Origin of the sequence: Methanothermobacter tenebrarum (assembly GCF_023167465.1) — an archaeon.
Taxonomy (GTDB): Archaea; Methanobacteriota; Methanobacteria; order Methanobacteriales; family DSM-23052; genus Methanothermobacter_A; species Methanothermobacter_A tenebrarum.
Genome location: NZ_AP025698.1, coordinates 755691 through 781823, shown reverse-complemented (window position 1 = coordinate 781823; position 26133 = coordinate 755691). Strand labels below are relative to the sequence as shown.

Annotated in this window: 30 protein-coding genes; 2 read left to right on the top strand and 28 right to left on the bottom strand. The window is 41.3% G+C overall.

Going from position 1 to position 26133, the window contains the following annotated elements:
- Position 1: 1 nt before the first annotated feature.
- From MTTB_RS04330 to MTTB_RS04310, 5 genes are read right to left on the bottom strand one after another with little or no spacing between them, the layout of a single operon-like run.
- Positions 2-1027 (bottom strand): NYN domain-containing protein, encoded by a 1026-nt coding sequence (locus tag MTTB_RS04330; protein WP_248563817.1) that lies wholly within the window; start codon positions 1025-1027, stop codon positions 2-4.
- A gap of 12 nt (positions 1028-1039) precedes the next feature.
- Positions 1040-1786, bottom strand: a complete 747-nt coding sequence (locus MTTB_RS04325) for a metallophosphoesterase family protein (RefSeq protein WP_248563816.1) — start codon at positions 1784-1786, stop codon at positions 1040-1042.
- A 1-nt stretch (position 1787) separates the two neighbouring features.
- The gene (locus MTTB_RS04320) at positions 1788-2129 is read right to left on the bottom strand and encodes a nascent polypeptide-associated complex protein (protein WP_248563815.1); all 342 of its coding nucleotides are present in this window, start codon (positions 2127-2129) and stop codon (positions 1788-1790) included.
- Positions 2126-4069, bottom strand: coding sequence for a tRNA guanosine(15) transglycosylase TgtA (gene tgtA / locus MTTB_RS04315; RefSeq protein WP_248563814.1), 1944 nt, complete (start codon positions 4067-4069; stop codon positions 2126-2128). Before tgtA ends, MTTB_RS04320 begins: the two co-directional genes overlap by 4 nt.
- Positions 4062-5261 (bottom strand): tRNA (5-methylaminomethyl-2-thiouridine)(34)-methyltransferase MnmD, encoded by a 1200-nt coding sequence (locus MTTB_RS04310; protein ID WP_248563813.1) that lies wholly within the window; start codon positions 5259-5261, stop codon positions 4062-4064. The genes tgtA and MTTB_RS04310 overlap by 8 nt, the downstream gene beginning before the upstream one ends.
- A 161-nt stretch (positions 5262-5422) precedes the next feature.
- On the opposite strand from MTTB_RS04310, the gene MTTB_RS04305 reads away from it, so the two are divergent.
- Positions 5423-5617 (top strand): hypothetical protein, encoded by a 195-nt coding sequence (locus MTTB_RS04305; RefSeq protein ID WP_248563812.1) that lies wholly within the window; start codon positions 5423-5425, stop codon positions 5615-5617.
- A gap of 628 nt (positions 5618-6245) precedes the next feature.
- Here the strand turns inward: MTTB_RS04305 and MTTB_RS04300 are convergent.
- The 11 genes from MTTB_RS04300 to purC form a co-directional block, all read right to left on the bottom strand.
- Positions 6246-7256, bottom strand: a complete 1011-nt coding sequence (locus MTTB_RS04300; protein ID WP_248563811.1) for a glycosyltransferase family 4 protein — start codon at positions 7254-7256, stop codon at positions 6246-6248.
- Positions 7253-7879: a class I SAM-dependent methyltransferase gene (locus tag MTTB_RS04295; protein ID WP_248563810.1), complete on the bottom strand. Its 627-nt coding sequence runs from the start codon at positions 7877-7879 to the stop codon at positions 7253-7255. Before MTTB_RS04295 ends, MTTB_RS04300 begins: the two co-directional genes overlap by 4 nt.
- 1 nt (position 7880) lies before the next feature.
- Complete coding sequence (locus MTTB_RS04290; protein WP_248563809.1) at positions 7881-9026, bottom strand: glycosyltransferase; 1146 nt, start codon at positions 9024-9026, stop codon at positions 7881-7883.
- Between the two features lie 768 nt (positions 9027-9794).
- A complete protein-coding gene (locus MTTB_RS04285) occupies positions 9795-10604 on the bottom strand; it encodes a DUF7839 domain-containing protein (protein WP_248563808.1) in 810 nt (269 codons plus the stop codon).
- Positions 10605-10610: 6 nt separating this feature from the next.
- Positions 10611-11996, bottom strand: coding sequence for a single-stranded-DNA-specific exonuclease RecJ (gene recJ / locus MTTB_RS04280; protein WP_248563807.1), 1386 nt, complete (start codon positions 11994-11996; stop codon positions 10611-10613).
- A gap of 4 nt (positions 11997-12000) precedes the next feature.
- Positions 12001-12279, bottom strand: coding sequence for a signal recognition particle subunit SRP19/SEC65 family protein (locus MTTB_RS04275; RefSeq protein ID WP_248563806.1), 279 nt, complete (start codon positions 12277-12279; stop codon positions 12001-12003).
- Positions 12280-12283: 4 nt separating this feature from the next.
- Positions 12284-13057, bottom strand: coding sequence for a uroporphyrinogen-III synthase (locus MTTB_RS04270; protein ID WP_248563805.1), 774 nt, complete (start codon positions 13055-13057; stop codon positions 12284-12286).
- Positions 13057-13773, bottom strand: coding sequence for a uroporphyrinogen-III C-methyltransferase (gene cobA, locus MTTB_RS04265; protein ID WP_248563804.1), 717 nt, complete (start codon positions 13771-13773; stop codon positions 13057-13059). The genes MTTB_RS04270 and cobA overlap by 1 nt, the downstream gene beginning before the upstream one ends.
- A gap of 3 nt (positions 13774-13776) precedes the next feature.
- Positions 13777-14439: a phosphoribosylformylglycinamidine synthase subunit PurQ gene (purQ, locus tag MTTB_RS04260; protein ID WP_248563803.1), complete on the bottom strand. Its 663-nt coding sequence runs from the start codon at positions 14437-14439 to the stop codon at positions 13777-13779.
- A gap of 2 nt (positions 14440-14441) precedes the next feature.
- Positions 14442-14693 (bottom strand): phosphoribosylformylglycinamidine synthase subunit PurS, encoded by a 252-nt coding sequence (gene purS, locus MTTB_RS04255; protein WP_248563802.1) that lies wholly within the window; start codon positions 14691-14693, stop codon positions 14442-14444.
- Positions 14690-15436 carry a phosphoribosylaminoimidazolesuccinocarboxamide synthase gene (purC, locus tag MTTB_RS04250; RefSeq protein ID WP_248565275.1) on the bottom strand — a complete coding sequence of 249 codons (747 nt, stop codon included), beginning with the start codon at positions 15434-15436 and terminating at the stop codon, positions 14690-14692. Before purC ends, purS begins: the two co-directional genes overlap by 4 nt.
- Positions 15437-15587: 151 nt before the next feature.
- Here purC and glmS point away from each other — a divergent pair, with 151 nt between their 5' ends.
- Complete coding sequence (gene glmS / locus MTTB_RS04245; protein ID WP_248563801.1) at positions 15588-17408, top strand: glutamine--fructose-6-phosphate transaminase (isomerizing); 1821 nt, start codon at positions 15588-15590, stop codon at positions 17406-17408.
- A gap of 280 nt (positions 17409-17688) precedes the next feature.
- Here the strand turns inward: glmS and MTTB_RS04240 are convergent, their stop codons facing one another.
- From MTTB_RS04240 to rbr, 12 genes are all read right to left on the bottom strand, one after another.
- Positions 17689-18120: an ACT domain-containing protein gene (locus MTTB_RS04240; protein WP_248563800.1), complete on the bottom strand. Its 432-nt coding sequence runs from the start codon at positions 18118-18120 to the stop codon at positions 17689-17691.
- Between the two features lie 10 nt (positions 18121-18130).
- On the bottom strand, positions 18131-19429 hold the full coding sequence (locus MTTB_RS04235; protein ID WP_248563799.1) for a phenylacetate--CoA ligase family protein: 1299 nt from the start codon (positions 19427-19429) through the stop codon (positions 18131-18133).
- Between the two features lie 118 nt (positions 19430-19547).
- Positions 19548-20153 (bottom strand): superoxide dismutase, encoded by a 606-nt coding sequence (locus tag MTTB_RS04230; RefSeq protein WP_248563798.1) that lies wholly within the window; start codon positions 20151-20153, stop codon positions 19548-19550.
- Positions 20154-20172: 19 nt separating this feature from the next.
- Entirely contained in the window at positions 20173-20817 is a 645-nt protein-coding gene (locus tag MTTB_RS04225; RefSeq protein WP_248563797.1) for a peroxiredoxin, read from the bottom strand.
- 2 nt (positions 20818-20819) lie between these two features.
- Positions 20820-21338: a ferritin gene (locus MTTB_RS04220; protein WP_248563796.1), complete on the bottom strand. Its 519-nt coding sequence runs from the start codon at positions 21336-21338 to the stop codon at positions 20820-20822.
- Complete coding sequence (locus tag MTTB_RS04215) at positions 21335-22504, bottom strand: FprA family A-type flavoprotein (RefSeq protein ID WP_248563795.1); 1170 nt, start codon at positions 22502-22504, stop codon at positions 21335-21337. The genes MTTB_RS04220 and MTTB_RS04215 overlap by 4 nt, the downstream gene beginning before the upstream one ends.
- 1 nt (position 22505) lies before the next feature.
- A complete protein-coding gene (gene rd / locus MTTB_RS04210) occupies positions 22506-22667 on the bottom strand; it encodes a rubredoxin (protein ID WP_248563794.1) in 162 nt (53 codons plus the stop codon).
- 21 nt (positions 22668-22688) lie between these two features.
- Positions 22689-22850: a rubredoxin gene (locus MTTB_RS04205; protein ID WP_248563793.1), complete on the bottom strand. Its 162-nt coding sequence runs from the start codon at positions 22848-22850 to the stop codon at positions 22689-22691.
- A 312-nt stretch (positions 22851-23162) separates the two neighbouring features.
- A complete protein-coding gene (locus MTTB_RS04200; RefSeq protein ID WP_248563792.1) occupies positions 23163-23762 on the bottom strand; it encodes a hypothetical protein in 600 nt (199 codons plus the stop codon).
- 792 nt (positions 23763-24554) lie between these two features.
- Positions 24555-25046 carry a hypothetical protein gene (locus MTTB_RS04195; protein WP_248563791.1) on the bottom strand — a complete coding sequence of 164 codons (492 nt, stop codon included), beginning with the start codon at positions 25044-25046 and terminating at the stop codon, positions 24555-24557.
- A gap of 120 nt (positions 25047-25166) precedes the next feature.
- Positions 25167-25547, bottom strand: a complete 381-nt coding sequence (locus tag MTTB_RS04190; protein WP_248563790.1) for a desulfoferrodoxin — start codon at positions 25545-25547, stop codon at positions 25167-25169.
- Positions 25548-25558: 11 nt separating this feature from the next.
- Positions 25559-26131, bottom strand: coding sequence for a rubrerythrin (gene rbr / locus MTTB_RS04185; protein ID WP_282570335.1), 573 nt, complete (start codon positions 26129-26131; stop codon positions 25559-25561).
- Positions 26132-26133: the final 2 nt, after the last annotated feature.

The following is a 26133-nucleotide window of genomic DNA, read 5'->3' as shown; positions in this document are numbered from 1 at the left end:
TTTAACTGCTTCCTCCCTTCTCCAAGACCACTTCAAATTCTCCGGGTTTTTCCATTAGCATGCTAGGCTTAACAGAGACTATGGGGAATCTCCAGGATCCTATTCGAGCCGCCACAGTACTTGCAATGTTTCTTGAGTTTTTCTTTACAAAGTTATAGTCATGGTCATTGATGATTATGTTAATATCATATGGGGCTTCTTCCATGACCTCATCAGAATATAGTATATTAACCTCGAAACGACCCTTTTTGATGAAAACATCATTTCTAACAGCGACTAGGGGGGCGTGATCCAACTTTAAACGTTCGAAAACTGTCACTGCGATGTTGCCGGCATATTTGACAACTTCTCTATAGTCTTGGGGATTTACAAGTACGAATATTATGAAGTCTCCTGTTTTTTCTGCTTCCTCAACGAGTTCCATGAACTTGTCAAAGAGGGGTAATTTCATGAATAAGCTTTCAAGTTTTGGTTCAAGACCCTCTTCTTCTACTTTTTCTATCCTGTCAATGGCTTCCTTTGCGATTGCTATGCCACTCAGTTTTTTACCCCTTTTGACCTTATAATAGTCGAAGCCTTTACGTTCGAATTCTCCTAGTATTTCTGTGCAGATCTTCTGGAGGATATTCTTAACTCTTTTAGGTTTTGGTGGTCTGCCGATAACTATTTTATCTTCTTTGAAATTGTAGGGTATCCTTCTACTACTTATGTCCTGGAATTCGTCAGAGTATTCTTTGAAGGCGTCATTTGATAGTATCTTGGCATCTTCTTCTTCTGCCAATTTTAGGATGAAATGATCCGCGTTGGTCCCGGAGGGCACCTGCTTAAACTCGCCCTTTTCAAGGTATTTTTTAAATTCTTCTTTATCATCAATTTCATGCTTTAATGATGCATCAGCAATTATAACAGGCTCATAGCCGAGTTTGCGGAGTTCCTCAGCGGCTTTTAATATATTCTCTAATCTGGGCTTGTCATCATCTCCTTTTTTAGAATGAGCTACATTGGATGCGTCTATAATAACCCTCAATTGATCACCTTTCTATTTATTAGAATAGAGCTTATAGGATCCCATCAGATAGCTTTTCCTTTGCACCTGGTTCAATCTTATCTCTATTATATCATCCTCGATATAATATGTGTTATATGAATTAATATCTTTACCTCGAAGCTTGAGTGATGCTACTGTACCAGCTGTTACAAAGAATATGTCTTCAACCCTCCATACGTGTGGAACGTGTTTGTGGCCGCAGATGACTAGGTTAGCCCCACCCTTGACTATGGAGCATAAAACGTCACCTGCGTCGACTAGGACGTTCCTTTCACGTCCTGTTTTCGGTACTGGTATAATATGATGGTGTAATGCTATCACACTATACAAGTCGGCCTCTTTGGCCTTTTTAAGCTCTTTTTCCATCCATAATTGCTGTGACCTTCCCACCTTCCCCTCATCTAAGTCTGGTTCACTGCTGTCTAATCCTATCACGTGTAATTCGTCATTAACAGTTAAAGTGCCCTTCTTTTCTCTCAGAACTTCTTCGAATGTTTCATTACCTACATGTCTTGCATCATGGTTGCCGGGGACAACAACTAGCGGACTTTCTATATTACTAAGATAACTTGCCACTTGTAAAAATTCCAGATAGTAGCCGTTATCGGTTAAATCGCCTGTGGCAACAACAACATCGGGTTCCATGTCATTTATCTGCCTTATAGCCTCTAATAGTATATCCTCTTTGAAGTTTTCCGCGCCTACATGCAGGTCTGAGATATGGGCGATGAGCACCATCTTAACTTAACCTCAGGATAGCCTCTGCAAGATCTCCCTTTGTATCCTTTAGAGCATCCTCTGCTTCCTTCCTAGTGGCGCCTGTCTGACTCATCACAAGCTCTATATCCTCCTCGGGTATTTCAGGTTCTCTGGCCTTTTCCTTGGCTTTACCAGTTACCTGGTAGGTTCTCTGGCCCATGAAGTCCATGATACTAACCTTAGGATTCCCTATGATTATATCCTTGTCCTTTAACCTTATTATAACCTCTTTAACGCCCCTGAGATCTTTCATCTCCATTCCCATCTGTTTCATGGCCCTCTGCATTTGTTTCAACTGCTTGGGATTCATACCGGGTATCATCTTCTTCCTCTCCTTGTTTTTATAGCCTGGCCATAACTAAAGTCCATGATCTCCTCACTACAGAGGAGTGACTTGCCAGTGGCTAATAATTCATCATCTTCGTTAACTATTAAAACTTCATCATTAGCACGTATATTTTTATCACATTCTATAACAAACTTTGCAAATATATTTTTCCCCTCCCTTGCAAAGGGTTCTGATTCGCCATCTACAACAACCCTACACCTAGGATAATCTAGTTTAGAATGTAGGAGTGACGCACCCTTCCATGATGGGATTATGAAACCATCAGATGTCCTTATACTCGCAATGAGCTCATCGTCCACGTAAACATAACGTATCCTCCCAGTCCTCTTACTTTTCACTATCTCTAGGTTTCCATTGAAAAGCGCTTCACCAGCACCTTCCCCAAACTGATAATCTGCAACTGCGATTAAACGTTCCCTATGGGGAATCTCAATTTTGGGGGCGGGCATCTCATAGGTGAAACCAAGGCCAAATTTTTCATTCAAGTCCCGGCTGACTAAAACAGCATCATATTCATGGAGAACTTTACTGATGAGGGATTTAATAAACTTTTTTGAATCAGAATCAAGTATTGATGGGGATTCGCTCTGGGCTAGTGGATAAAATTCATCCAAGGTTAAGGGTATGAGACCGAATGGGATGTCAACCACCATGAAGTCCCATTCATCAACTTCAACAGGAGCTGATGAAAAAAGAATATCCATCTGCGGCAGATTAGCAGAGTATGGTTTTTCGCAGGCTGGTAAAAGCACAACCCCCCTCTTTCTATGGAGTCTTTTCATCCTTTTAAGATGGCGGTAAACTTCAACTCTTTTGAGTGATTCTGGGCCACCATAGAAAAACGCCGACTTTTTAGAGACTGGATCATACTTTTCAATCAGCTCTTGATAATCGAGGAACCTTCTATAAGCGTCTAATAGTCTAGGATGGGATCTGCACCTTTGTTCGACAAATTCCATGAGGTTACCATCAGCTATCGCCTGCCTAATCCTTCTAATCTCCGCGAAGCTTATATAAAGGTTGTGGGTTGCTATGAGATCTCTCCTATCATCCTTTTCCATGCTTTTGAGCTCCCGTGGCGTATACTCTACACAGATATTACATGAGCAGGGCATTTCCTGTAAATCCTCCAGCTTATATGTGCCTGATGATGATAGTAGCCTGTCGTCATCTGCATATAACATGTAAGCTGCAGAATCGAAGAGATCACAACCCATTGAAACCGCGAGGGAGAAGAACATAGGATGTCCTGCGCCCATGAGATGCCGGGGCCTTGATGGGGGTAGGAACTCTACAGTTGCCATGACAACATCAACGAGGTCCTTGTATTGGTATGATTCAAGTAGGGGTACTACAGCCCCTATAGGGTGAACATCAAAGTCCATGGTTGAAAGTCTCCTGGCGCATTCACTCCTCAGTTCTGGATAAGTTGACCCTTGAACAACAGCATTCAACATCATCTTCTTCCTATAATTCAATGACTCTTCAGCTCTTTGAATAGTTACCTTAAGGTCTCTTTTGGCCTTTTCATAACCTGCGTATGGTGGGGTGGGTATATCAAGGGATGTTCCAATATTTGATCCTATCGCTTCTTGAAATTCGACAATTTCCTTGTTATCCACGTCAATACTCCCGTATTCTGAGAGTTGAAATGAACCCGAATCTGTCACTATAGGCCCATCAAAGCCTATAAGTCTATGAACTCCCATTTTAAGTGCTTTTTCTCGCAATTCATCATTCTTGTATATGATATAGGCGTTTGTTATCACTATCTCAGCGCCGAGGGACTTGACATCAATGGTCATTTTCCCAGGATGCACTACGGGCATGAGGGTTGGTGTTTTGATCTTATGATCAGCTATGGTGAACTTTCCTGTCCTCCCAAGATTGTCCTTGTGTTTTACTTCAAACATTAGAATCACCTTTGATTATTGTGTTGAGCCTCTTTTCCATCTCAAGTATCCTATCCCTCGAAGAAGATAAGCGAGACAATCCACAACCACATATACACTCCTCAAATTGTGGGCATATAATATAGAGGGCCTTATTGGATAACGTGTCAGGTATGCCCACCCTTTCAAGGTTTTTCAGGATTCTACGTCCCATCCTATCCATTTCAACACGCCTTCCAAGATAAATGGGGGTTCTGACAGTTGATGAGATCTTCTTAACGTTCCGTAAGACCATCCTCTCATTTTTTCTCCTCTCAATTATCTTCTCGGGGCTATCATCTAGTCCATGATCCCTGTAGGGTATCCCAGCATCACTCAGGGCTATCATCCTTTCATCTTCCATTGAAAGTGAACCCACCTTGCCTTTGCTTGGTGATACGATTGTACCACCCCTCTTCCTCCCGAAGGGTGGGCTTTCACCCACATGGAAGCCCACCTTTATCATGGCAGCTCTCACAGGAGCTGCTGAAGTGTAGGTGGTGAGCACACCATCATCTTTTATTATCCTGTAAAGTTCCTTCATGAATTCCAGGGTATAGAGTTCTGGGGCTATGGATGGGCTGAATGCATCAAGGAATATTGCATCATAATATTTTGGGGTGAGTGAAGGTAAAACTTTCCTAGCATCTTCGCAAAAAACTCTAAATGATAGGCTGTCAGGGATTTCTGCTTTTATGAGTTGAAAGCGCACCAGTCCCTCTTTGATAAGCCACTCTTCATACACTCTCTTGACGATCTCATGTTCTTTTATAGGGCTTGGGATAAGCAATGTCGCGGCGATTGTCTCAGGTGATGCTTCGATCATATCCACACTCATAGCACATTCTAAATGTCCTATTAGGGCTGTTGTATTGTATCCGAGACCAGAGCATATATCCAAGACTTTCAGGTTATCTTTGCCCTCTAATTTAGAGGGTTTGACAAATTTTTCATAGGATTCTGTTATCGCACCATGGAGGGTGTGCATGGTTTCCCTGTTACCCATCCGTTCATCTGATGGGAGGGTATATGAACCATCCGCGGTCTTTTCCAGGTATCTTTTAAGTTTCTTTGAAGCAGCGTCCCTTAAATTCAAACCTTTAGTAACCTCCATGTGTAGGTATTCCTTTATCATTTTTTTAATATTATCTGGGATTGTTAATGGTTTGTACATGGCTTTATGCTCCCCCCACTTTTGGGATACTATAATATGAGATATATATCAACTTTTTTGAAGGATCCCATGGGGATAGTTATGGTCTCCTATTTTCTTGTGCCTTATTATAGTAGAGGATATTTTGAAATAGCTAAAAGGCTTGTGGAAAGGGGGGTCATATGGTTGCTGTGTTCTCTATGAAGAGAGGGGGTGTTGAGGGTCATGAAGTCATAGATGGAGTGGAAGTCCATTATATAGGTCCGCTGATCACAATGACTTGTCCCGGAGGAGCATTTGATGTTGGCAGTTTATTGGCGGCTGTTAGGGGGGAGACTATGATAATATTATTGATGTTCAGACATTTGCACCATTGATGCTAGCATTCCTTGCAACGATTGAAGAGAGTTTTTATTATCGCAACGATAGGTGATGTGAGCGTCGTCCATGGCGACCAGTGACTGATCATCAGGAATTGTAGCAATAGTTGAAAAACTTGTCATGAGACCCCCCCATATGATAGTATCGTCAGTTGGCAGAACAACCAGGGACGCCCTCAAAGAACACGTTAAACCTCCAGAAGATTATCGTCATATAATGGGGTTGATTTGTCACTAATAGACTCGGATAGAATCTTGGAGGAAAATACTCAATTCCATAGTTCATAGGAAAATTTGCGCCACATAAGCATGTTGACCCCCATTACAGGTTTAACGTATTATTTTGCACCATTAACAAGTACAATTTTGACCCCCCCATACTTTAACTTTTTCAGCGGGAACCCCCGGGGGATGAAAGCCGAAAAAACATTTTATAGTGATACATGGCTTACATGTGATATGCTTTCCAGTATCACTATATTTATGTGGGGGAGCAAGGAAGTGCTCGGCTGCAAATTTCGTCTTTACCCATCCAAAACCAACTCGGGGCTGTGACGATCCTTTGAGCCCTGTTGAGACAAGACCTCTACTCAGCATCCCCCTGCTTTAGCTGGGCAAAGTCTCATCATTGAAACAGGAAGCCCCTCCCATCATGGAGGGGTAGTTCACAGAGATCCTCTATGATTTCATTAAAAATTTTTCTAAATTTTTCAACTTGTTTTTCCTCTGAAAAACAGCGACTTATATCTTTACATTTCATGGAGATTTCTTTTTTCCAGTTAAGGGGTTTATTATAGATTTCGATTATCTTACTGGCTATTGTTGATGGTCTGTTGTTATCCATTATTAAAAAATCGAGACCATTTTCTTTTAAAATGTCTGCTTGGCCTGTGCATTTTGTCACTATGGGTATCATTCCAGCGGCCATTGTTTCAAAAACTGAAACTGGACAGGGGTCAAAATCTGCTGGATGAACATATATTGAGCATTCACTGAAATATTTTTCAGGACGTTCTGTATAACCTATCTTATGGAGCCAGTCATAATTTTCATTTATAACATCCGCACATGATCCAATTAGATAAAGTTGGAAGTTCCAGCCTTTATCGTTTAATATCTTTACGGCTTCTACTAGATTATCAAATTTTTTATCAAAAACCCTATGGTCTCCGATAAAAAGTATGTTTGTAGTGTCAAGAGGGCAGTTTATATTGAAATTAACATTTACTCCGAAAGGATGTACAACGCTTATTTTTGAATTATCGAAATACTTTGATGCGAGCTTTTTATTCATTTCCGAGATTGCTATTATCCTATCAACAAACGAGAGTAGAAATTTCATCAAAAGCCTTTTAATGGGGTTGGTCTTTGAAATTAAATAGAAGAATTTGTCTGCATTGAGGAGTATTATCTTTGTACGTGAATTTTTAAGTTTTTTGAGGGCTGCTATTGGAAGGCCAGACCCTCCTTCAGAAAAAATAACATCAAACTGTTCATTATTTTTAATGATCGATTTTAAAAAAGTTTTTATTATAGATTTACGGTTGTTTCCATAAAAAAACCATTTATCTGTTATGCTTTCTCCAAATGCTGCGTGAACTTTGTGTGGTCCTTGATGTATAAAAAGTATCTTCATTTTTTCACCATTTCAATTATCCTTATCTCACCGAACAGGTTACCTCCTTTGATGGGTAATCGTATTTCGATACCGATTCGGGGGAGAAAACCTATAACTTCCCCTGCGTTGAATGTCTCTTTTTTAATTAAAAACTTTTCTTTAACCATATACCTAAATATCCAGCTAAAAATGGGAGTTTTATGGTCTTCCAATGCTTCTTCTGTATGAAACCAGTTAAATTTTCCTTTTAAAAGATAAAAAAGTCTATTCTGAAGTGTTTCAACGTTGGGGGATGTTATTATACATGTTCCCTTTTCTTTTAATATTCTGTGTATTTCGTCTATAAAGAACCATGGGTTTTTAAGGTGTTCTACTGTTTCAACAGAAACCACGTAATCAAAACTTTCTGGACCAAAGGGTAGTTTTTTATTTGCATCGACCTTAATGCATTCAATGTTTTTGGGTTTGAATAAATTTGGGTTTATATCAGCAGCTGTTACGTCAAAACCCATTCTTTTTAACTGTAAGCTAATATTCCCGTAACCTGCAGCTATATCTAAGACTCTACCTCTTTTTTTGGTTTTCATTAAATCTAATACCTTTTTGTGAGTATTTTTCCCAGCGCATTCTTTAAGTTTCATTTTAATCAAACACCATACTCTTTAATATTTTATTAAGATTCAGAGATAAAACATCCCAGTCATACTTTTTAAGAGAATTTTCAAGCTCAGAGTGGTTGAAATCAAGGTCACTGGCTATTTCCATCGCCATATTTATGTCTTCAATTTTATCAAAAAATACGGTATTTTTAAACTTTATTCTTTTAATCTCTTCTAGGGGGGATGAAACAACCCGACTACCTGCTGCTGCGTATTCGAAATATTTTATGGGACTTGCAGCATCAGTATATGGACACTTTTTGAAGGGTAAAAGACCTATATCAAATGTCTTTGCCAGTGGGGGTATTTCCCTGGGATCTATCATTCCTGTAAATAGAAACCTTTCATTATCCCCAAAGTCTTTTTTTAATTTTTCAGCTTCTGGTCCAATTCCTACTATGATTAGTAGACCATTATTTTTCTCAAGAAACTCTTGGATGTTCACTGCTGATTTATAGAGATTGGACCATTCACCAAAATATCCTATATAACCGACAACCCAGTCATAATCATCTAGGCCAAAGCTGTCAATGTATTTTTCGGGATCAGCGCGCTTGAAGCTTTCAAGATGGACGCCGTTTGGAATTATAGAAGATTCTTGACAAATTTCTCCATATTTATCCTTAAGAACTGATGAAACAAATATTGTGTGGTTTGAATTTTTAATCTGACTCATTACGGAATCTTTCACCCTGCTAAGGGAACTCATAATCCTTTTAGTTAAAGGAGCATTCTTAAAAAACTCCAGATGATCGTCCACCATGTCATATATTACTGGAACCTTATTGAATGGGGGTACAAAATCCCATAAAAAGGATTCCGAAAAGATTATATCAATATCATATTCATCTATTATCTCTATTATTTGTTCATTTACGGATCTTCTGTTGAATGGGGGAAAGACAAATGGTCTTGATACATGATGAACAGTTACATTGGTTTCAATTTCTTCTTTGAATTCCTTACGGGATTTCCAGAAATTATTTCTGATATTATTGAGAGAAATGGGATAGGGCATATGCCATGATATGACATGTAGATGGTTTTTACTTTTTAATCTGTCTATGAAGCAATCAAACCTGCCTCTCATCCCCGTCCAGATAGAATGAGGTATTATTAAAATGTTCATTTTCCCACCAAAGGATATAAATCATATGACCATTAATTTTTTAGTTGTGTATTTTTTTCTTTTATGCTCTTGTCCTTTTATGGGCATATGAAGCCTATCAAGCCATCAAATATACCTATATCTTTAGCTGTATTCTTATCCATATATAAAACAAATTAACCTCTTGGATTTTCACCTTTCATGTGACATGTAAACGCTCATAGCATATAAACTTTGCACGCCTTGGGGACAAGAAAAGATTATGAGGATTATCATTCAAAGTAGGGACTAAAGATATTAGAAACGTTCTCCACCATTCACAGGAATCGTATTTTAATTCAATCGGCGGGGAAGCCCCCCAAGGGGACGAGAGCCGGAAGGTTTATATATCTTCAAATAGGATGAGATAATCTCTACTTCTTCTGTCTGTAGGGTCTTGGGGGAGCTGGGTAGACGAGATGAAGTAGGATGGTTGTTCCAGGGCTGGGGACGATCCTTTGAGCCTGTGGAGATGAAAACGTCTACATGGTATACTAGCAGGTCCTCATTGAAGCACCCGTTCGATAGGAGGGGGTGGTTCACGATTTGTTAAAGAGGATTCTAAGCAACAACTTGATATTGGGAAAGTTGAATTCAAAAATTCAGAATCAAATTTGGAAAAAGGACAAAAAGGTTGACAAAATGTTCCTAGATTAGGATAAATGAATCACTAGCCCCTCGAGGGGAAAATATAGGGAATTTGACAAGACAAAGCTAAAATGTTGGTAAAATTCAAAGATTTTTTAAGTTTCAGGTTCGTTTCCCTTCTTTCTTAATAACATTTTCTATCTTGTATTCTATGTTCTCTTCTTCAAGTTTTCTTGCTATGGTTTTGCTCATCCTACCCACAGCCAATACTAGGACATTTAGGCCTCTTTTTGCCGCGGCTAGGGTTGCTTCGGGTGTTGCGAATTCGAAATCGACTTTCAAGTTTAATTTGTTGGCCACGGCCCTTGCCACTGTCCCCATTATACCGACTTTGTCGTGGCCCTCTTTTTTGTATATTTTTTCTATTTTTTGGAGGTTGGCGGTTCTGGATCCGCCTTCGTTTATCCTTGGGAGTACTAGTATTGTTACTTTGCCACTTTTGAGGTTTATCAGTCCCCTGAGTTCTGTGAGGGCCACATCTTCACCCTTTTTGGCGTCGTGGAGGACTTTCCCGTGGGCTTGGCCGTCTGTTCTCTTTTTCGCGTATAGTATTCCTTTTTCCATGAATAGTTCGACTTCTTCGCCTTTTTGTAGGTTTTCTTTTGCTATTGCTGGCCATGTTGACTTGTAGGTGCTCATTGTCTCGAGTACGGTGTCGGCGTATTTTCTGAGTGTTATGGCTTCTTTTTTTAGTTTTTCCATTCCCTTTTTTGTCAGTTTATAGTATGATCTTCCGTCTCCTGCTTCTAGGTAGCCTTGGTCTGTTAGTGTTTTTATGTTTTCTGAGACTGCCTGTACTGTTATGCCTAGTTTTTCTGCAATGTCTCTTTGCCTTATATGTGGTTGGTTTTCCGCTATCTCGGCTAGTATCTGGAATCTTGTCAGTTCTCCCTTCTTTTTGAATGCTCGCATCCTGTTTCACCTTATCTTGTCTTTGAGCGCATTATCGAATAATTCTAGGAATTTTTCTTCGGTTCCGTGGGGTATGTAGGCTCCGCATGCCATTGCATGTCCGCCGCCGCTGCCACCGACTTTCTCCGCTATTTTGCCTATTATGGATCCGAAGTGTATCCCATCTAATGCTAGGAGCCTTGAACAGCGCAGGGAGACCTTTGTACCATGTTCTTTGACTCCGAGGCCTATTATGGGTTTTCTCCAGTCACCATAGCCTAGTATCATCCCTGCTATGGTGCCTATCACGTTATCCTTTATCTCGGTGGTTTTGAAGTATTGTAGGTTCTTTTTTTGTTGTAAGAGTTCTTCTGTTTCTATTAGCTCTATTTTTTCTGCTAGGTATCTTCTATACGCCCTTGAGACGCTTTCCAGTTCATCTAGTGCCACGCCTCTTTCTCCTTTTAGTATTCTGAGTGCTAGTTCGATGTGGTTGTTCCGGGTGCAAGCGTTTATGGCTGTGGAAAACTCTGCCAAGTCCCGGAGAGGAGTGTACTTCTTCTCCTCTTTGAGGTCGTAGGCTTCTGCGAATACTAATTGTGGAATATATTTAACGTATCTTGGGGGCACTTCCCTTGATAGCATTTTAACAAGTTCTGAGAATAGTTTTCTTTTTTCTTCAATGGTTAGGTCGCATAGGCAACGGTATCTTTCCCCTTCCTTGTATGGTATCCCTAGTTTTTTCAATAGTAGTATAGATTCTGTCCTGTTATTGGTGATTGGCAGGTTAACGTCACTGAAGTATGATAAGGCCACGAATATGGGTCTTGTTTGCCTGCCATAGATTGACAGGTCTTCTATGATATCTATTTGCCCCAGTCTCCTGCTATCTTCTAGTATTTGAGCGTTTAGGCCTGTTAATTTGCCTGTTAATGTGTTTTGGAGGTCTCCTATGGCTGATAATACGCCCATCCAGCTCAGGTCGTGGTGGTTGAATTTTTTTGAGAGTAGGTATGCCATGCCACCGCCTGAGATTTGGGTTGAACCGTCTATCCCATGTTTTATTGGATTTAATTCTAATAGTTCTCCTTTCAGGTTTTTTCTTGGTAGTGGTGGGTGGTGGTCTAGGATTATTATAGTGGAGTTGGATGTTGTGATCTCTTCTATGTGTTGGCCTGAGCCCATGTCGGTGAAGATGGTAAGTTCATTTTCTATTTTGATGTCCTCGACTTGGTTGAGGTTTATGAATTCTATTTCGTGTTCTTTTCCTAGTCTTTCAAGGAGGGTTGAGATGATAGCCCCTGCTGTTATGCCATCACAGTCGCGGTGACTGTAAACTTTGATATCCTCTGAGGATTTTATCAGTCTCTTGGCCTTTAATAGGCCTTTATCGAGTTGTGGGGGTGTTTTCATCTTATCATCCCTTTCGGGAGGCTTTTATCATTTTACTGATCTTGAGGAGTAGTTCTCTTTTTTTTAGGTTGTTGTGTTCTATTATGACTCTTCCGCTGCGCTCCCACCATGATGGTGGATATGCTTTATCCGCTTCTACCCTTGCCTTGAATTTTAACCTTTCAGCTGCCTTTTTGATCTCGTTTAGGGTTGGGGATTCGACTGCATGTTTTCTTGGGATTTTTCTTCCTTCTTTTTTTGTTTTTTTAGAATCGAGGTAGGCTGGCCATATGATTGTTTCCATGTTTTCAGTCCTCTGAGAGTTCGTGGAATAGTTTTGTGAGCATGCCCTTTATCGTGTAATTTTTTGGGGTTATCGCCTTTATACCATATTCTTTGAGTTTTTTGGCGGTTATGGGGCCGATGGCAGCTACTGTTATCCCCCCATCGGATAATCTTCTTATTATATCATCTTTTTTTTCATTGGCTGCTTTGATTAGGTTTTCCACGGTCAGGGGGCTTGTGAATGTTATCGCGTCTATCTCCTCTTTTAGTATTTTTTCTATGAGTTTTTGTATTCTGTCATTTTTTGGCATTGTGGATTTGTATGCTTCCGCTATATAGACTTTGGCACCCATTTTCTGTAGATTTTCTGGTAGCACGTTCCTGGCTGCGAGTGTCCGTGGTATTGCAACGTTTTTGTCTTGCATGTCATAGGCTGATAGTGCCTCGACTAGCCCCTCTGCGGTGTAATTGGATGGGATTACATCTGCATCTAGTCCTAGTTCTTTGAGTGCTTCGCGGGTTTTGGGGCCTATAACTGCAATTTTACAGTCTGGTTTTAGTTTTATTTTTTTGCAGTGTTTTTTTATGGATTTTATGGCTGCTGGTGATGTGAATATTATCCAATCGAATTTTTGGAGGTTTTCGCATAATATTGTGAGGGTTTTTGTCTTGGGGGTTTGGATTTGGAGGGTGGGTGCGATGAATGGTTTTCCACCCGCCTTTTTTATGAGTTTTATGGCTTCTTCGCATCTTTCCTCTGGTCTTGTGATGGCTATTACTTTGCCTTTTAGGTCCATTATGGGTCCTCTTCTATTATTTTCTTGTATAGGTTTACTATGTGTCCTATGATGATTATCGCGGGCGGTTTTATATCCTTGGTGTGTATGTCTTCTAGTGTTGCGAAGGTTATCCTCTCATTTTCGGTTGTCCCATTTTCTATTGCGCAGACTGGTGTGTCAGCTGGACGATATTTCATCAATTCTTTTGTGTTCTCTTTGAGGTTGCCCACACCCATTAGTATGATGAGTGTGTCTGCCTTGTAGTCCCAGTGTACTTGTTCTTTAGCCTTTGTAGGATCTTCATGGCCTGTTACAATAGTGAATGATGTTGCCAGGCCCCTGTGGGTGATGGGTAGGCCGGCTGCTGTGGGCACTCCTATGGCTGATGTTATACCTGGTATTATCTTTGTTTTTATTCCGTGGGATTTCAGCGCTAGGAGTTCTTCTCCTCCACGGCCGAATATGAATGGGTCGCCCCCTTTTAATCTGACCACTATATTGTTTTTCTTGGCTTCCTCGACTATTATCCTATTTATCTCATCCTGGGCCTTGGTGTGTTCACCGGGTTTTTTACCCACGTATATGAGCTTAGCATCCTCTGGAGCATATTCTAGGATTTTATTGTTGATTAGGCGATCATATATTATGACGTCAGCCTCTTTTATGATCTTTAGTGCTTTTAGTGTGATGAGTTCTGGGTCTCCGGGTCCTGCGCCGACAAGATATACTACCATATTCTAACACCTACTAATGTATTCTATTATACCCTTGAAGAATCTTATACCATCATCTGATCCTAGTATGGCCTCTGAGGCCCTTTCTGGGTGGGGCATCACAGCACATACTAGCCCTGACTTGTCACAGACTCCTGTTATCCCATCTATGGACCCGTTAGGATTTTCTGAATGAAATTGTAAAACCACCTGTTCATTGTCCCAGAGTTCTTGGAGGTTGTCGGTGTAGTATCTTCCCTCTGCATGGGCGATCGGCATCCTAATAATCTCATCCCTACTATAGAGTGAAGTGAAGGGTGTCCTAGTAGTTTTGACCTTTAGTTTTGTCCATTTGCAATTAAATTTTGGGTATTGGTTGACTGTGAAGACTCCGGGTACTAGGCCGACTTCAGCGAGTATCTGAGCCCCATTACATATTCCTAGGACGGGTTTTTCTTCTTTCACAAGTTTCTTCACACCATCCATTACTGGTGTTATGGCCGCTATCGCCCCTGCCCTGAGGTAATCCCCATATGAGAACCCGCCGGGGATTACAACCGCATCCAAATGGCTTAGATCCTCCCGATCCCACCATATGTATTCTGGCGTGGCCCCTACCAGTTTAAGGGCGTGGTAGACGTCCCTGTCACAGTTTGAGCCTGGGAATCTTATAACTCCAACCCTCATATTTAATCCTCAGGTTTTATATTAATTTGATAGTCGTGTATTACTGGATTGCAGAGGAGGCGTTGACACATGTCTTCAACTTCCTCTTCAACCTTCTTTTTGTTATCCTCTTCCATTGTGAAGGTTATGATATCTATTGTGTTGGTATTTTCAACCTCGTATCCTAGCAGTGCCAGGGCTCTTTGTATTGTGGCTGCTTCAGGGTTTAGCATGCCCTTTTTCAATTTTATCCTGACTTCAACATTGAATTTCATAACAGATCATCCTTTAGTTTCCATCTTTTTTTATCCTCCTCGTTGAGGATAAGGGATGCGACTCTCCTATAGGCTTCTATTATGTCGCCTTCACCTCTCCTGAAAAGATCCTTGTCTAGTGTTTTCCTGGTTTTCATCTCCCATAATCGGCAGGTGTCTGGGCTTATCTCGTCACCTACTAGTAATCTGCTATTGTATCGTCCAAATTCTAGTTTAAAGTCTGGGAGTAGCAGACCTTTTTCCTGGAGGAACCCCTTTAAGGTCTTGTTAACCTTTAGTGTTATCTTCCTTATCTTGTCTAGTTCTTCCATTGTTGTGAGGCCAAGGGCGATGGCTATATCATCATTGAGCATTGGATCTCCATATTCATCACTTTTATAATCTATTTGTATTATAGGCTCTTTGAATTCTTGGCCTTCCTTGAATGGATACCTTCTGGTGAGGCTTCCGGTTGCTATGTTCCTTGTTATGACTTCTATGGGTATCATTTCAAGTTTCCTGGCGAGGATGTATCCTGGCTTTATCAAGCTTATATAATGGGTTTTTATACCAGCGGCTTCAAGAACCTCGAAGAACTTGGCGGATATTATGGAGTTGTAGTATCCTTTCATAGGGATCCTGTCACGTTTTTCACCATCACCTGCGGTTATATCATCCCGGAATCGGATCATAACCTCATCTGGGTGGTCTGTCTCGTATATGTCCTTTGCCTTGCCGGTGTAGAGTAGTTTTCCCAGTTTCATGATCATCACATCTCTCTTTGGGGGGGGAGAACTTATATAGGTGTTATAACTATTATTGTGATATATTATCAATAAAGTTTATATAGATCCCTTTATGATTATCCACTATAATCTGAGAGTATAAGACTATGAAGCTTCTCCAGGTGAAATAATGTGTGGTATAGCTGCTTGCATACTAAAAAATGGTAAAGCCGCCCCGATACTATTAGGATGTGTTAAAAGGTTGGAATATAGGGGTTATGATTCTGTTGGTATCGCAACACTCAATTCAAGCATAATCATCGCAAAGGATGAGGGTAAAATAAAAGATTTTGAAAAGAAAATAGACCTTTCCAAGTTCCCGGGTAGAATAGGCATCGGCCATGTGCGCTGGGCGACACACGGCCCTCCAACAAAAGAAAATGCACACCCACACCTAGACTGCGAGGGAAATATAGCGATAGTCCATAATGGGATAATCGAAAACTATATGGAACTAAAAGATGAACTGGAAAAGAAGGGGCACAGTTTCGAATCCGAGACAGACACTGAAGTCATAGCACACTTAATAGAAGAATACAAGAAAAGTGGACACAACCTCGAAGAGGCTGTTAGAAAAGCCCTTAAACGTTTAAGGGGGGCCTATGCGATAGCTGTGATCTCATCAGACGAACCCGATAAGATCATAGGCGCCAGGAAGGAGAGTCCGCTAATAGTGGCTAAGGGTGAACGAGGATATTTTCTAGCATCAGACACCCCAGCCATACTAGAGCATGCAAGAAATGTCATATTCCTAGAGGATAATGAAATGGTTACAATAGATGATAACGGACACCAAATAAAAGACCTGGAAGGTAACATCAAAGAAAAAAGATTCAAATACATTAAATGGACTCCTGACATGGCTGAAAAGGGCGGCTATGACCACTTCATGTTAAAGGAGATACATGAACAACCACAAGTTTTAAGGGACACCCTCAGGGAAATCAAAGCAATCCAACAGGTTGTGGATGAGATAAGGGAAATAAAAAGGATATGTTTCGTCGCATGTGGAACATCATACCACGCAGCCCTCGTGGGCAAATACCTCTTCGAGAGCATCCTCCACATACCAACAGATGCCATAATAGCAAGCGAATTCCAATACACTGCCAATGCACTCGACGAGGAAACCCTCACAATATTCATAACCCAATCAGGCGAAACCGCAGACACACTCAACGCACTAAGAGCCGCTAACAAAAAATCAAAAACATTAGCAATCGTGAACGTCCTCGGGAGCACAGCCACCAGAGAAGCAGACCATGTAATATATACCCGGGCGGGTCCAGAGATTGGTGTCGCGGCAACAAAAACCTATATAAGCCAACTAGCCTGCATATACATGTTAGCAGCCACTATAGGCCAAAAACCCGATATCATAGAGGATCTGAGAAAGCTTCCCGAGGAGATGGAGAAAATATTAGAAAAGGATGAACTCATAAAAGATATTGCAAAAACCTACAAGGATGAATCTGACTTCTTATTCATTGGACGCGGATTTTCATATCCAACAGCACTAGAAGGAGCCCTAAAACTCAAGGAGATCACTTATATCCACGCTGAAGCCTACGCATCAGGAGAACTAAAACACGGCCCCATAGCATTAATAGAAAAAGGAACGCCTGTAGTGGCCATAGCACCCCCACCACTCTTTTTAAAATCAGAAGTACATGGGGATAAGGAGTTCCGCAATTCACATACTCTAACTTTAAGTAATGTTAAGGAGGTTAAATCGAGGGGTGCTGAGGTCATAGGCCTCGGATCAGAAGATGATGAAGAATTTAAAAAGAACACAAGTGATTACATATCATTTAATCCAAGTATAAGAGAGGAAATATCACCAATCCTATATATCATACCATTACAGTTACTAGCCTATTATATCAGTGTAATGAAGGGCGAAGACCCAGACCATCCAAGAAACCTTGCAAAGTGTGTAACAGTAGTATGAAGTAGCCCGGGCACCTGCATGATAAGAATCAAGGTACAGAAGCCCCTATAATAGACGAAATATTGATGGTACCAATCTATTGACCCCCACACACTGTAGTATCTTAACTTGTTATATATGGTTTGGATGGGGGTATTTTTGGCTCTGATGCTCACACTACTGGCAGTCTCTATAATTTAGGTTTTCATTGGATGGACGGTACCAGTGAGGCTTAAAATTTTACCGTTTGGGTGGCCGGGATACCCATGTTTATATAGGTGATCACAGGTAGTTATTAGATCTAGAGTTTGTAGACTTCTTCAGCTGTTAATAGTCGCGCCTCACCCTCTTGTAGTGCTTTTATTGTCCGGTTTATGTCATCAGCTTTTAAGAATAGGATGGCCTTGTCTTTTTTTTCATGTACAAAAGCATATATGTATTCTAGGTTTATCTGGGAATCTTTGAGTATTTTTAGGATGGATGCGAGGCCTCCTGGTTTATCTTCCAATTCTACTGCTATTACTTCATTTGTTTTAACTGCGAAATCGTTTTCTTCGAGAACCTTCTTCGCCTTCTGGGGGTCTGGGACTATAAGCCTCAATATGCCAAATTCTGAAGTGTCTGCTAAGTATAATGCTCTGATGTTTATACCAGCATCCTTTAATGTGTTAAGGGCTTTCCAGAGTCTTCCTTTCTTGTTTTCTAGGAATATTGAGATTTGTTCGACTTTCATATTATGGACCTCAGAATTTCCTTTTATCTATAACCCTAACCGCCTTTCCTTCACTCCTTGGCAAAGTTTTTGGTTCTACTAGGGTTACTTTGACTCTTAATCCTATCTCATCCGCTATGTAGTCTTCAATTTTCTTCTGTAGTTTCATCATCTCTCCTATGTCATCTGAGAAGACCTCTGGTGAAGTTTCAACTTTAACTTCCATCTCATCCATGAGATGTGGCCGGGTTACGATGATCTGGTAATGGGGTTGAAGCCCTTCAACTTTGAGCAGGGCCTTCTCTACTTGTGAGGGGAATACTGATACTCCCCTTACTTTTAACATGTCATCGGCGCGTCCTGTTATCCTTGAAATCCTCGCTAGGGTTCTCCCGCAAGCGCATTCATCATAGTTTATTGAGGTGATGTCCTTTGTGCGGAATCTGATGATTGGCATCCCAATCCTTGTGAGGGTTGTTATGACAAGTTCACCCCGTTTTCCGGGTGGCAGGTTCTCACCAGTTTTACTATTTATGATCTCTGGGTAGAAGTGGTCTTCGAAGATGTGTAGGCCATTTTTTTCATGGCATTCCATGGCAACGCCTGGTCCGATGATCTCTGTGAGACCGTAGATGTTGAATGCTGGTGCGTTGAAACGCTTTTCAAGTTCTCTTCGCATTTCCTCTGTCCACATCTCGGCTCCGAAGCCTATGGCCTTTAGTTGGAATTTGCTTGGGTTGTAGCCTTCTTCTTCGGCCACCTCTGATAGGTATAATCCATATGATGGTGTGAATATCATGACTGTCGTCCCAAAGTCTTTCATGATCTCGATTTGTCTCCTTGTCTGGCCGGTTGAAATGGGGATCACTGTCGCCCCTATCCTCTGCGCTCCATAGTGTACTCCGAATCCTCCTGTAAATAGACCGTAACCATGGGTGTTTTGTATGATATCATCTTCTGTAACCCCCATCATTGTAAGGCCTCTTGCCATCACTTCGCTCCAGATTTTTATGTCCTCTTTTGTGTACCCTGAGACCACGGGCTTGCCTGTGGTCCCTGAGGATGTGTGCACTTCTATTATCTCCCTCTTGGGGGTTGCAAACATCCCGAAGGGGTAGGCTTTCCTGAGGTCATCCTTTGTCGTGTAGGGGAGTTTTTTCACGTCTTCGAGACTTTCAATATCCTCGGGGTAGATGTTGTTTTCTTCAAATTTCTTCTTGTAGTATGGTACTTTCTCATATACCCTTTTTAGGGTGTCCTGTAATCTTTTAAGTTGTAGTTCTTCTAGGTCGTCCCTTGTAATGCATTCCATTTTTTCGTCCCAGATCATCTTGGATCAACCCTTCTTTGAAATATTCTAAGGATAAAATTTTTGAGGAGTTTAAAAAATAGTTTTTGATTTGGGGGGTGGGATCATTCCAAAATAAGAAAAAAATTAGAAGATATTATTAGAGGGTTTCTATTCGGTTGTTTACTTCGTCCCAGTTTATGATGTTCCAGAATGCTTCTACATAATCTGGGCGCAGGTTCTTATAGTCGAGGTAGTATGCATGTTCCCACACATCTAATGTGAGGAGAACTTTACATTGTGGTATTAGGTTGATGTTGTGTTTCTCAACCTGGACTATGAGTAGACGATCCGTGAGGGGACAATATGTTAACATGGCCCAACCAGACCCTTCAACGCTTATAGCAGTCTGTGAGAACTCCTCCTTGAACCTTTCAAAGTCTCCGAAGTCTTTTTCGATATAATCTTTTATCTTGCCATGGGGTTCTCCCCTGTTCTCGTCTGCGGGGCCCATGTTCTCCCAGAAGAACCTGTGTAATAGGAAGCCGCCAACATGGAATGATAATTCCTTCGCAGTGGCTTTGTAGTCTATGCCTGTTTTGGATTCGCGGGCTTCATCCAATCTTTTAAGTAGGTTGTTGGCACCATCCACATAGGCTTGATGGTGCTTCTGGTGGTGTATTAGCAGTTGCTCCTCTGAAATATAAGGTTCGAGGGCATCATACCCATAGGGCAGTTCTGGCAGTTCATAAAACTTTTTCCCCATATTATCATCTCCCCCTATTTTATGGTTTCTTGTAGCATAGCCACCAGTCAAAACAGTTTTCTTTGCCTTTCCTCTCCTTGGCGGTTTCCACGTCCGTTGGTGGTGGTATAATAACCCCTTCACCAACTATCTCATTCTCGGGCCAGTTGGCTGGTAGGGCGACACCTTCCTCGTCGATCTTCTTGAAACCCTTTATCATTCGCAGTATTTCATCCATGTTACGTCCAAGTTCCTGTGGATAATATAGTATGGCCCTTATTATACCCTTAGGGTCTGTGATGAAAACCGCCCTTACTGTGTTGGTTGGCCTTCCAGGGTGTATGAGGCCGAGTGTATCAGCTACTTTCCCTGTGTCTGCGATTATGGGAAATTCGATTTCTACTTCCATGTTCTCTTTTATCCATTCGATCCACTTTAGGTGTGAGAATACCTGGTCTACGCTTAGTCCTATCAGTTCACAGTCCAGTTCTTTGAACTGTGGGTATCTTTTCTGGAATGCTATAAATTCTGTTGTGCAGACTGGTGTGAAATCTGCTGGGTGGCTGAATAGTATGAACCATTTTCCCTTGTATTCTGTTGGGAGTTTCATCATACCATGGGTTGTCTGAACTTCCATTTCTGGGAATTCATCCCCTATAAGGGGCATTCTTCCTTCTTTTTCCATTATTATTCCCCCTTTTCATCTGTTGGCGGGTTAAATACTCTCCCTCCAAGCTCGTTATCGACCATGAGGATGCTGGCGGGTGATTCGGATGCTAGTTTAACCTTTCTGAGGAGTTCTCCCGCTGATTCCTCCTCTTCAACTTGTTCTGCGACGAACCATTGTAGGAAGTTGTAGGTGGCATGATCTTTCTCTTCTAGGGCCAAATCCACAAGATCATTTATCAGACTTGTGACCTTCCTTTCATGTTCTAGCACATGTTTACTAACATCCACTGGGGATTCCCACTCTTCTGGTGGTTTTTCAATCATTTCGAGGGTTACTCGGCCATCTCTTTGAACTATGTAATCGAAGAATTTCATGGCATGTGTTAGTTCTTCTTGTGCCTGGACTCGCATCCAATTAGCGAATCCTGGCAAGTCAGAGGCTTCATAATATGCGGCCATTGAAAGATACAGGTAGGCGGAGTATAATTCCGCGTTCAACTGCCGGTTCAGGGCTTTTTCTATCCTTTCACTTATCATTTTTCATCTTCTCCAATTTTTTCTTTAATTTCCCATGCAAGTTTATCTAGTCTTTCAAAATCTTCCTTGTGTGGTTTGCCCTTTATGAGCACGGGCTCCAGGAATTCTATGTTCATGGTCCCGAGTAATTTTCTGGTTTCTTTTTCGATGAGGGTGCCCCAACCATATGAGCCTATTAGGGCAACGTATTTTATTGGTGGTTTGAGCATGTTAACAAGGTATAACATGGAGGCTACACTTGGATGCGGCCTAGTTAATACTGTGGGGGATGCTATGATCATGGCCCTTGAATCGACAAGTTCCATTATAAGCTCCCCTGTACTGGTATTTGCGAGGTTTATTACTCTGATGTTAACATCCAAGTCTGTGAGGGTTCTTGTGAGGTGTTTGACCATGAGTTCTGTGCTTCCATGCATTGAAATATAGGCTATGGTGACCTTCTTTGATGTTTGTGATGACCATCTCCCATAGAGGTCTAGTATGATCTCTGGTTTTTCTATGATGGGACCGTGTGATGGTGCTATCATCCTTATTTCTAGGTTTCTGAGTTTTTCCAGGTTTCCTTGTATCATCTGGGAGAATGGCATCATTATATGTGCATAGTATCTTTTAGCCTCCTCTTGGATTTCCTCTAACTTTGTTATTGTCTTAGTTGTTGCAAAGTGTGATGCAAAGAAGTCACAGGAGAATAATATGCCCTCTGGTAGGAGGTATGATACCATGGTATCTGGCCAGTGAACCCATGGGGTTACTATAAGATTTAGTTTGTGGCGGCCGGCTGATAGTACTTGCCCGTCTTCTATGTTCTGGATTTTCTCGGCTGGTATTCCCAGTAGGTTTTCTAGGAGTTCTTTGCATGCTCTCGTCCCCAGGATCTTGGCATTTGGATATTCTCTTAGTAGGGCTGGTATTGCACCTGAGTGGTCCTGTTCTGCATGCTGGGATACTATATAATCTATTTGGACGTTTAGGGATTCAAGATCCTCTAATAGTTCCTTTGCCATTGAAGGTTTTGTTGAATCTATTAGGATGTTTTTCTCGTCTTTTATCAAGAAAGAGTTATATGTTGTACCCTTTGGAGTTTCTAGTATGCTATCGAAGGTTCTCCTATCCCAGTCAAAGCTTTGGAGAGCGTAAACGTCCTCGGCTACTCTTTTAATTACCATTTTAATCAATCTTTTCGAATTGGTCCTTTCCCACTCCACAGATGGGACAGGTCCAATCATCTGGCAAATCCTCGAAGGGTGTTCCAGGTTCTATGTCACGGTTTGGGTCACCTTCCTCTGGGTCGTAAATGTATCCGCACATTTGACACTTGTATCTATCCATGGAAAATTACCCCCCCACAAATTAGTCTATTGGTTTAAACATCCTCTTAGGAGCCCCGCAAGATGGACATCTCCACAAGTCGGGTAAATCCTCGAAGGGTGTCCCTGGGGGCGTGTCCCTACGCGGTTCGCCCTTTTCCGGGTCATAGATGTATCCGCAAACTTTACATTTGTATTTTTTCAAAAATGACACCTATAGAAATTGTGAACTACCACCAGCTATTGCAGGCCCGCTTCACAGACGACCTGTAGCATCACCCTAACAGGTGTGAATTCTGGGTTGTCCCAACCCTACCCCATCCAGTCCCACGGTTTTATAGGATACAGGGCTAATGGATGAGGTCACATCCTTCCTACCTGGAGGTAAGCACAGAGAAATATATTGGAAGAGAAAGTATATAAACTTTCGGCTTTCATCCCCTCCCAAAAGGGGGACTTCCCGCCGATAGGGTTAAAATATTAGTGGCTGAGGAAACTTTTCATGTTACGATGGGTATCATTCAAAAAGGAAGGATAGGCTATCTATCACTAATATAAGCTCCTTTGCTTGTTTAAATGTTTGTTCTGGGGTTTCATAGGCGTATGTTTCATAGACTATCGCGGGTATGCCCCTCTTAATTAAGGGGATGGTAACATATTCTGGGCTGGTCGGATTTGGGGGTTCATATAATTGTAACCAGCCAATCCTATCAGTTATCATATTGGCAATTTTCCTAGTTTTATCAGAGGGGTATGGGATAAAAAGGAATCTTCTCTCATCGTAACGGCCCACATTAGAGTGGACATCAATCACGAGTTTTATTGACATCCTTTCTATGTCAGGGATAACATACTCTCTGGCTAGTAATTGGCCGTTCAACCTCCCTTCCTCATAATCGTTGGGATTCCTTGTAACATTCACCTTGTAAATGTAATAGCATTTCTTTAGGGATTTGTCTTCTTGTCTTATGGCTTTGATGATGGCTTCATGGGCCTGTGACTCGTGGGGGTGCACCCCAACTATATATGCTACCCTATCAGGAGAGTTCGGGTCTCCGAATGGTCCTTCGCGTATAACTTCACCATACTCGTTTTTGCCTATAATAATTTCACTCACCTTTCCATTTGGTTGATAGATGAGAAGGGATAAAATAGTCACTATAATTAAGGTTAATATGAGTATCCGGGCTTTTTCCATGATATCGCTATCCTTTAAATTGACCCCCCTTGGCATTGTAATATGATTTTCACATAGACTCTAAGGTGCGGTCTCTGGTGAGAAACTTGGGGCGCCTAATGTTGCTCGGTGAAATTGTATTGGGGGGTGTAAAGCCATGCTTTTCCATCCAGTATGAGTTCTCCTGGCCATTTCAACATATTCTATTTTTTTGGGCGCGTCAGATTCGATACACCAATAGGAGGGTTTGATGGGGCTTCGAACCCTTTTATGGGCATGTTCCCCAATTCATTATCTATTACAATATGGTATTGGATATCCGTTAAAGGGTATCCGCTAATTGGATTGAAGTTGTTATCATGGATTTTGTGTCGAACAAACTATGAGGGTGCATTTTAGTATCATGAAAGATTTGAGTTAATCCTATTGGCAGGAAGTCCCTTTGCGACAGCTATGGTAGTTCAACCTTCCATACACTCCCTGGGTAGATTTCTTAGTGTGGTGTCAATGCTGATCCAGAAACCCCCCAGATCGGTTATAATCCATTAACAGGCCATTCAATAATATAAGAGCATCTTAATGCTGTGAAGTGTCTTTCCAGGAAAGAATCTAAGGAAGCGCATTTATAGTGATTCCGGAGGTCAATAATAGGAGTGGAAAAAAAGCAGTTACTGCTAATTTTAGGTTTCTTCTCCCCATGCCTCTTTTTTTTCATTCCATAATCGCAATCTTTCAGATGTTGAACTTTTGGGGGTTTTTGTTTACTAGTTCTTCTCGTTGTCTTTCATAATCTTTAGCCTGGTACATGAATTTGTTTGCGAGGTCTAGACTATTATTGGCTGAGGTTATCTCGTCTATGTTCAGGAGTTGTATGGCATTTTTAAGTTCTGATGTGGCGTTCAGTTTCGCATCTATCTCTGCTAGTACAAGTTTCAGGTATTCTATGAATACTTGGTCCCCTAATTCATTTGCGTATGCCATGGCCTCGGATGTTAAAAGTCGGGCCGCGTTATACTCAGATGATGCTGATTCGCATTTTTCAAGGGCGCTATCCAGCCTATAATTGTTCACGTCCTCTGCGGCCTCATTATAATATTCATCACCCTTTTTAAGGTGTTGGTTGATATCCCCTGATAGCTTGTTTATTTCACTTATATTAGAGATGCACCCACTAAAGGAAACGGTTATAAGTATTATAAGGGCTAATAAAAGTCCTCTTTTCATGCTTCATACTCCCTCGGCAAAGAAACCCATCATGTGGGTGGTGTCCACCAGAATCTTGGGGGTAAGCCTCCTTGATGCATTAAATGTGCATTTTGTGGGGGGGCTTGCCATTCTCTTTTTTTAATCGTGCCATAGTCCATGTATGTTGCAATATGATCTTACCATGATATTCTTGGTTGGTTTTTCTTTGAATGTTGCCTCTGGTTTGTCACCTGGTTTGAGGGTTTTCCTTAACACTTTATCATCTACTAGGATTTCTATCCATTGGATGTGGTGGTTTTTTTCCATTGGATGGGCTGTTCTACCAACTTTCACTTTTAGGTTTCCTTCTTCTGTTTCCTCTGTTATGGGTATGTGTTTTTCTGGGCCGACGTCGGTGCGTCTTGCTAATAGTAGTTCCATTGGCTGGTCGCAGCATACTAGGCGTCCTTCACCTGGATTGAGGACTTCGACTATGTTCCCGCATATGTTGCATCTGAATATTTGGTTTATACTCGTCAATTTTTTCCTCCTTAGTATTTTTCACATTTTATTTGGAAGTATCTGCTTGGATGGTCGCATGATGGACATTTTTCAGGCGGTTTTTTGCCTTTGTGTGTGTACCCGCATTTTCTACAGGTCCATGTGACTTCTTTGTCTTTCTTGTAAACTTTATTGGATTCTACAAGTTCTAGGAGTTTTTTGTATCTTTCTTCGTGGTGTTTTTCAGCGGCTGCTATGGCTTTTAGGCGTTTCGCTATATCTGGGTATCCTTCTTCTTCCGCGGTATCCGCGAATTCGGGGTACATTTCACTATACTCGTAATTCTCCCCTTTTATGGCTGCTTTAAGGTTCTCCATGGTATCTCCTAATGTGAGTGGGGCTTCCGCTTCCACTGTTATGGGATCATCTGCTCCTTTTAGTTCTTGTATCATCCGGAATAACCATTTGGCATGTTCTCTTTCATTATCGGCTGTTATTAGGAATATTTCTGAAATTTGTTCAAATCCTTCCTTTTTAGCTATTTTAGCATAGAATGTGTATCTGTTCCTTGCTTGGCTTTCACCAATAAAAGCTTTGACCAGATTCTTAAGTGTTTTCACCATAC

What these genes read in the sequence shown, in the direction of transcription:
- MTTB_RS04230 (WP_248563798.1), bottom strand. Translation starts at nt 20,153, where the DNA reads ATGGGGAAAAAGTTTTATGAACTGCCAGAACTGCCCTATGGGTATGAT.
- recJ (WP_248563807.1), bottom strand. Translation starts at nt 11,996, where the DNA reads ATGAAAACACCCCCACAACTCGATAAAGGCCTATTAAAGGCCAAGAGA.
- MTTB_RS04305 (WP_248563812.1), top strand. Translation starts at nt 5,423, where the DNA reads ATGGTTGCTGTGTTCTCTATGAAGAGAGGGGGTGTTGAGGGTCATGAA.
- cobA (WP_248563804.1), bottom strand. Translation starts at nt 13,773, where the DNA reads ATGGTAGTATATCTTGTCGGCGCAGGACCCGGAGACCCAGAACTCATC.
- purC (WP_248565275.1), bottom strand. Translation starts at nt 15,436, where the DNA reads ATGAAACTGGGAAAACTACTCTACACCGGCAAGGCAAAGGACATATAC.
- MTTB_RS04285 (WP_248563808.1), bottom strand. Translation starts at nt 10,604, where the DNA reads ATGCGAGCATTCAAAAAGAAGGGAGAACTGACAAGATTCCAGATACTA.
- glmS (WP_248563801.1), top strand. Translation starts at nt 15,588, where the DNA reads ATGTGTGGTATAGCTGCTTGCATACTAAAAAATGGTAAAGCCGCCCCG.
- MTTB_RS04300 (WP_248563811.1), bottom strand. Translation starts at nt 7,256, where the DNA reads ATGAAGATACTTTTTATACATCAAGGACCACACAAAGTTCACGCAGCA.
- MTTB_RS04295 (WP_248563810.1), bottom strand. Translation starts at nt 7,879, where the DNA reads ATGAAACTTAAAGAATGCGCTGGGAAAAATACTCACAAAAAGGTATTA.
- MTTB_RS04290 (WP_248563809.1), bottom strand. Translation starts at nt 9,026, where the DNA reads ATGAACATTTTAATAATACCTCATTCTATCTGGACGGGGATGAGAGGC.
- purS (WP_248563802.1), bottom strand. Translation starts at nt 14,693, where the DNA reads ATGAAATTCAATGTTGAAGTCAGGATAAAATTGAAAAAGGGCATGCTA.
- MTTB_RS04225 (WP_248563797.1), bottom strand. Translation starts at nt 20,817, where the DNA reads ATGGAAAAAGAAGGAAGAATGCCCCTTATAGGGGATGAATTCCCAGAA.
- rd (WP_248563794.1), bottom strand. Translation starts at nt 22,667, where the DNA reads ATGGATAGATACAAGTGTCAAATGTGCGGATACATTTACGACCCAGAG.
- tgtA (WP_248563814.1), bottom strand. Translation starts at nt 4,069, where the DNA reads ATGTTTGAAGTAAAACACAAGGACAATCTTGGGAGGACAGGAAAGTTC.
- MTTB_RS04220 (WP_248563796.1), bottom strand. Translation starts at nt 21,338, where the DNA reads ATGATAAGTGAAAGGATAGAAAAAGCCCTGAACCGGCAGTTGAACGCG.
- rbr (WP_282570335.1), bottom strand. Translation starts at nt 26,131, where the DNA reads ATGGTGAAAACACTTAAGAATCTGGTCAAAGCTTTTATTGGTGAAAGC.
- MTTB_RS04195 (WP_248563791.1), bottom strand. Translation starts at nt 25,046, where the DNA reads ATGAAAAGAGGACTTTTATTAGCCCTTATAATACTTATAACCGTTTCC.
- MTTB_RS04240 (WP_248563800.1), bottom strand. Translation starts at nt 18,120, where the DNA reads ATGAAAGTCGAACAAATCTCAATATTCCTAGAAAACAAGAAAGGAAGA.
- purQ (WP_248563803.1), bottom strand. Translation starts at nt 14,439, where the DNA reads ATGAGGGTTGGAGTTATAAGATTCCCAGGCTCAAACTGTGACAGGGAC.
- MTTB_RS04275 (WP_248563806.1), bottom strand. Translation starts at nt 12,279, where the DNA reads ATGGAAACAATCATATGGCCAGCCTACCTCGATTCTAAAAAAACAAAA.
- MTTB_RS04310 (WP_248563813.1), bottom strand. Translation starts at nt 5,261, where the DNA reads ATGTACAAACCATTAACAATCCCAGATAATATTAAAAAAATGATAAAG.
- MTTB_RS04270 (WP_248563805.1), bottom strand. Translation starts at nt 13,057, where the DNA reads ATGGACCTAAAAGGCAAAGTAATAGCCATCACAAGACCAGAGGAAAGA.
- MTTB_RS04215 (WP_248563795.1), bottom strand. Translation starts at nt 22,504, where the DNA reads ATGGTAATTAAAAGAGTAGCCGAGGACGTTTACGCTCTCCAAAGCTTT.
- MTTB_RS04235 (WP_248563799.1), bottom strand. Translation starts at nt 19,429, where the DNA reads ATGATCTGGGACGAAAAAATGGAATGCATTACAAGGGACGACCTAGAA.
- MTTB_RS04320 (WP_248563815.1), bottom strand. Translation starts at nt 2,129, where the DNA reads ATGATACCCGGTATGAATCCCAAGCAGTTGAAACAAATGCAGAGGGCC.
- MTTB_RS04325 (WP_248563816.1), bottom strand. Translation starts at nt 1,786, where the DNA reads ATGGTGCTCATCGCCCATATCTCAGACCTGCATGTAGGCGCGGAAAAC.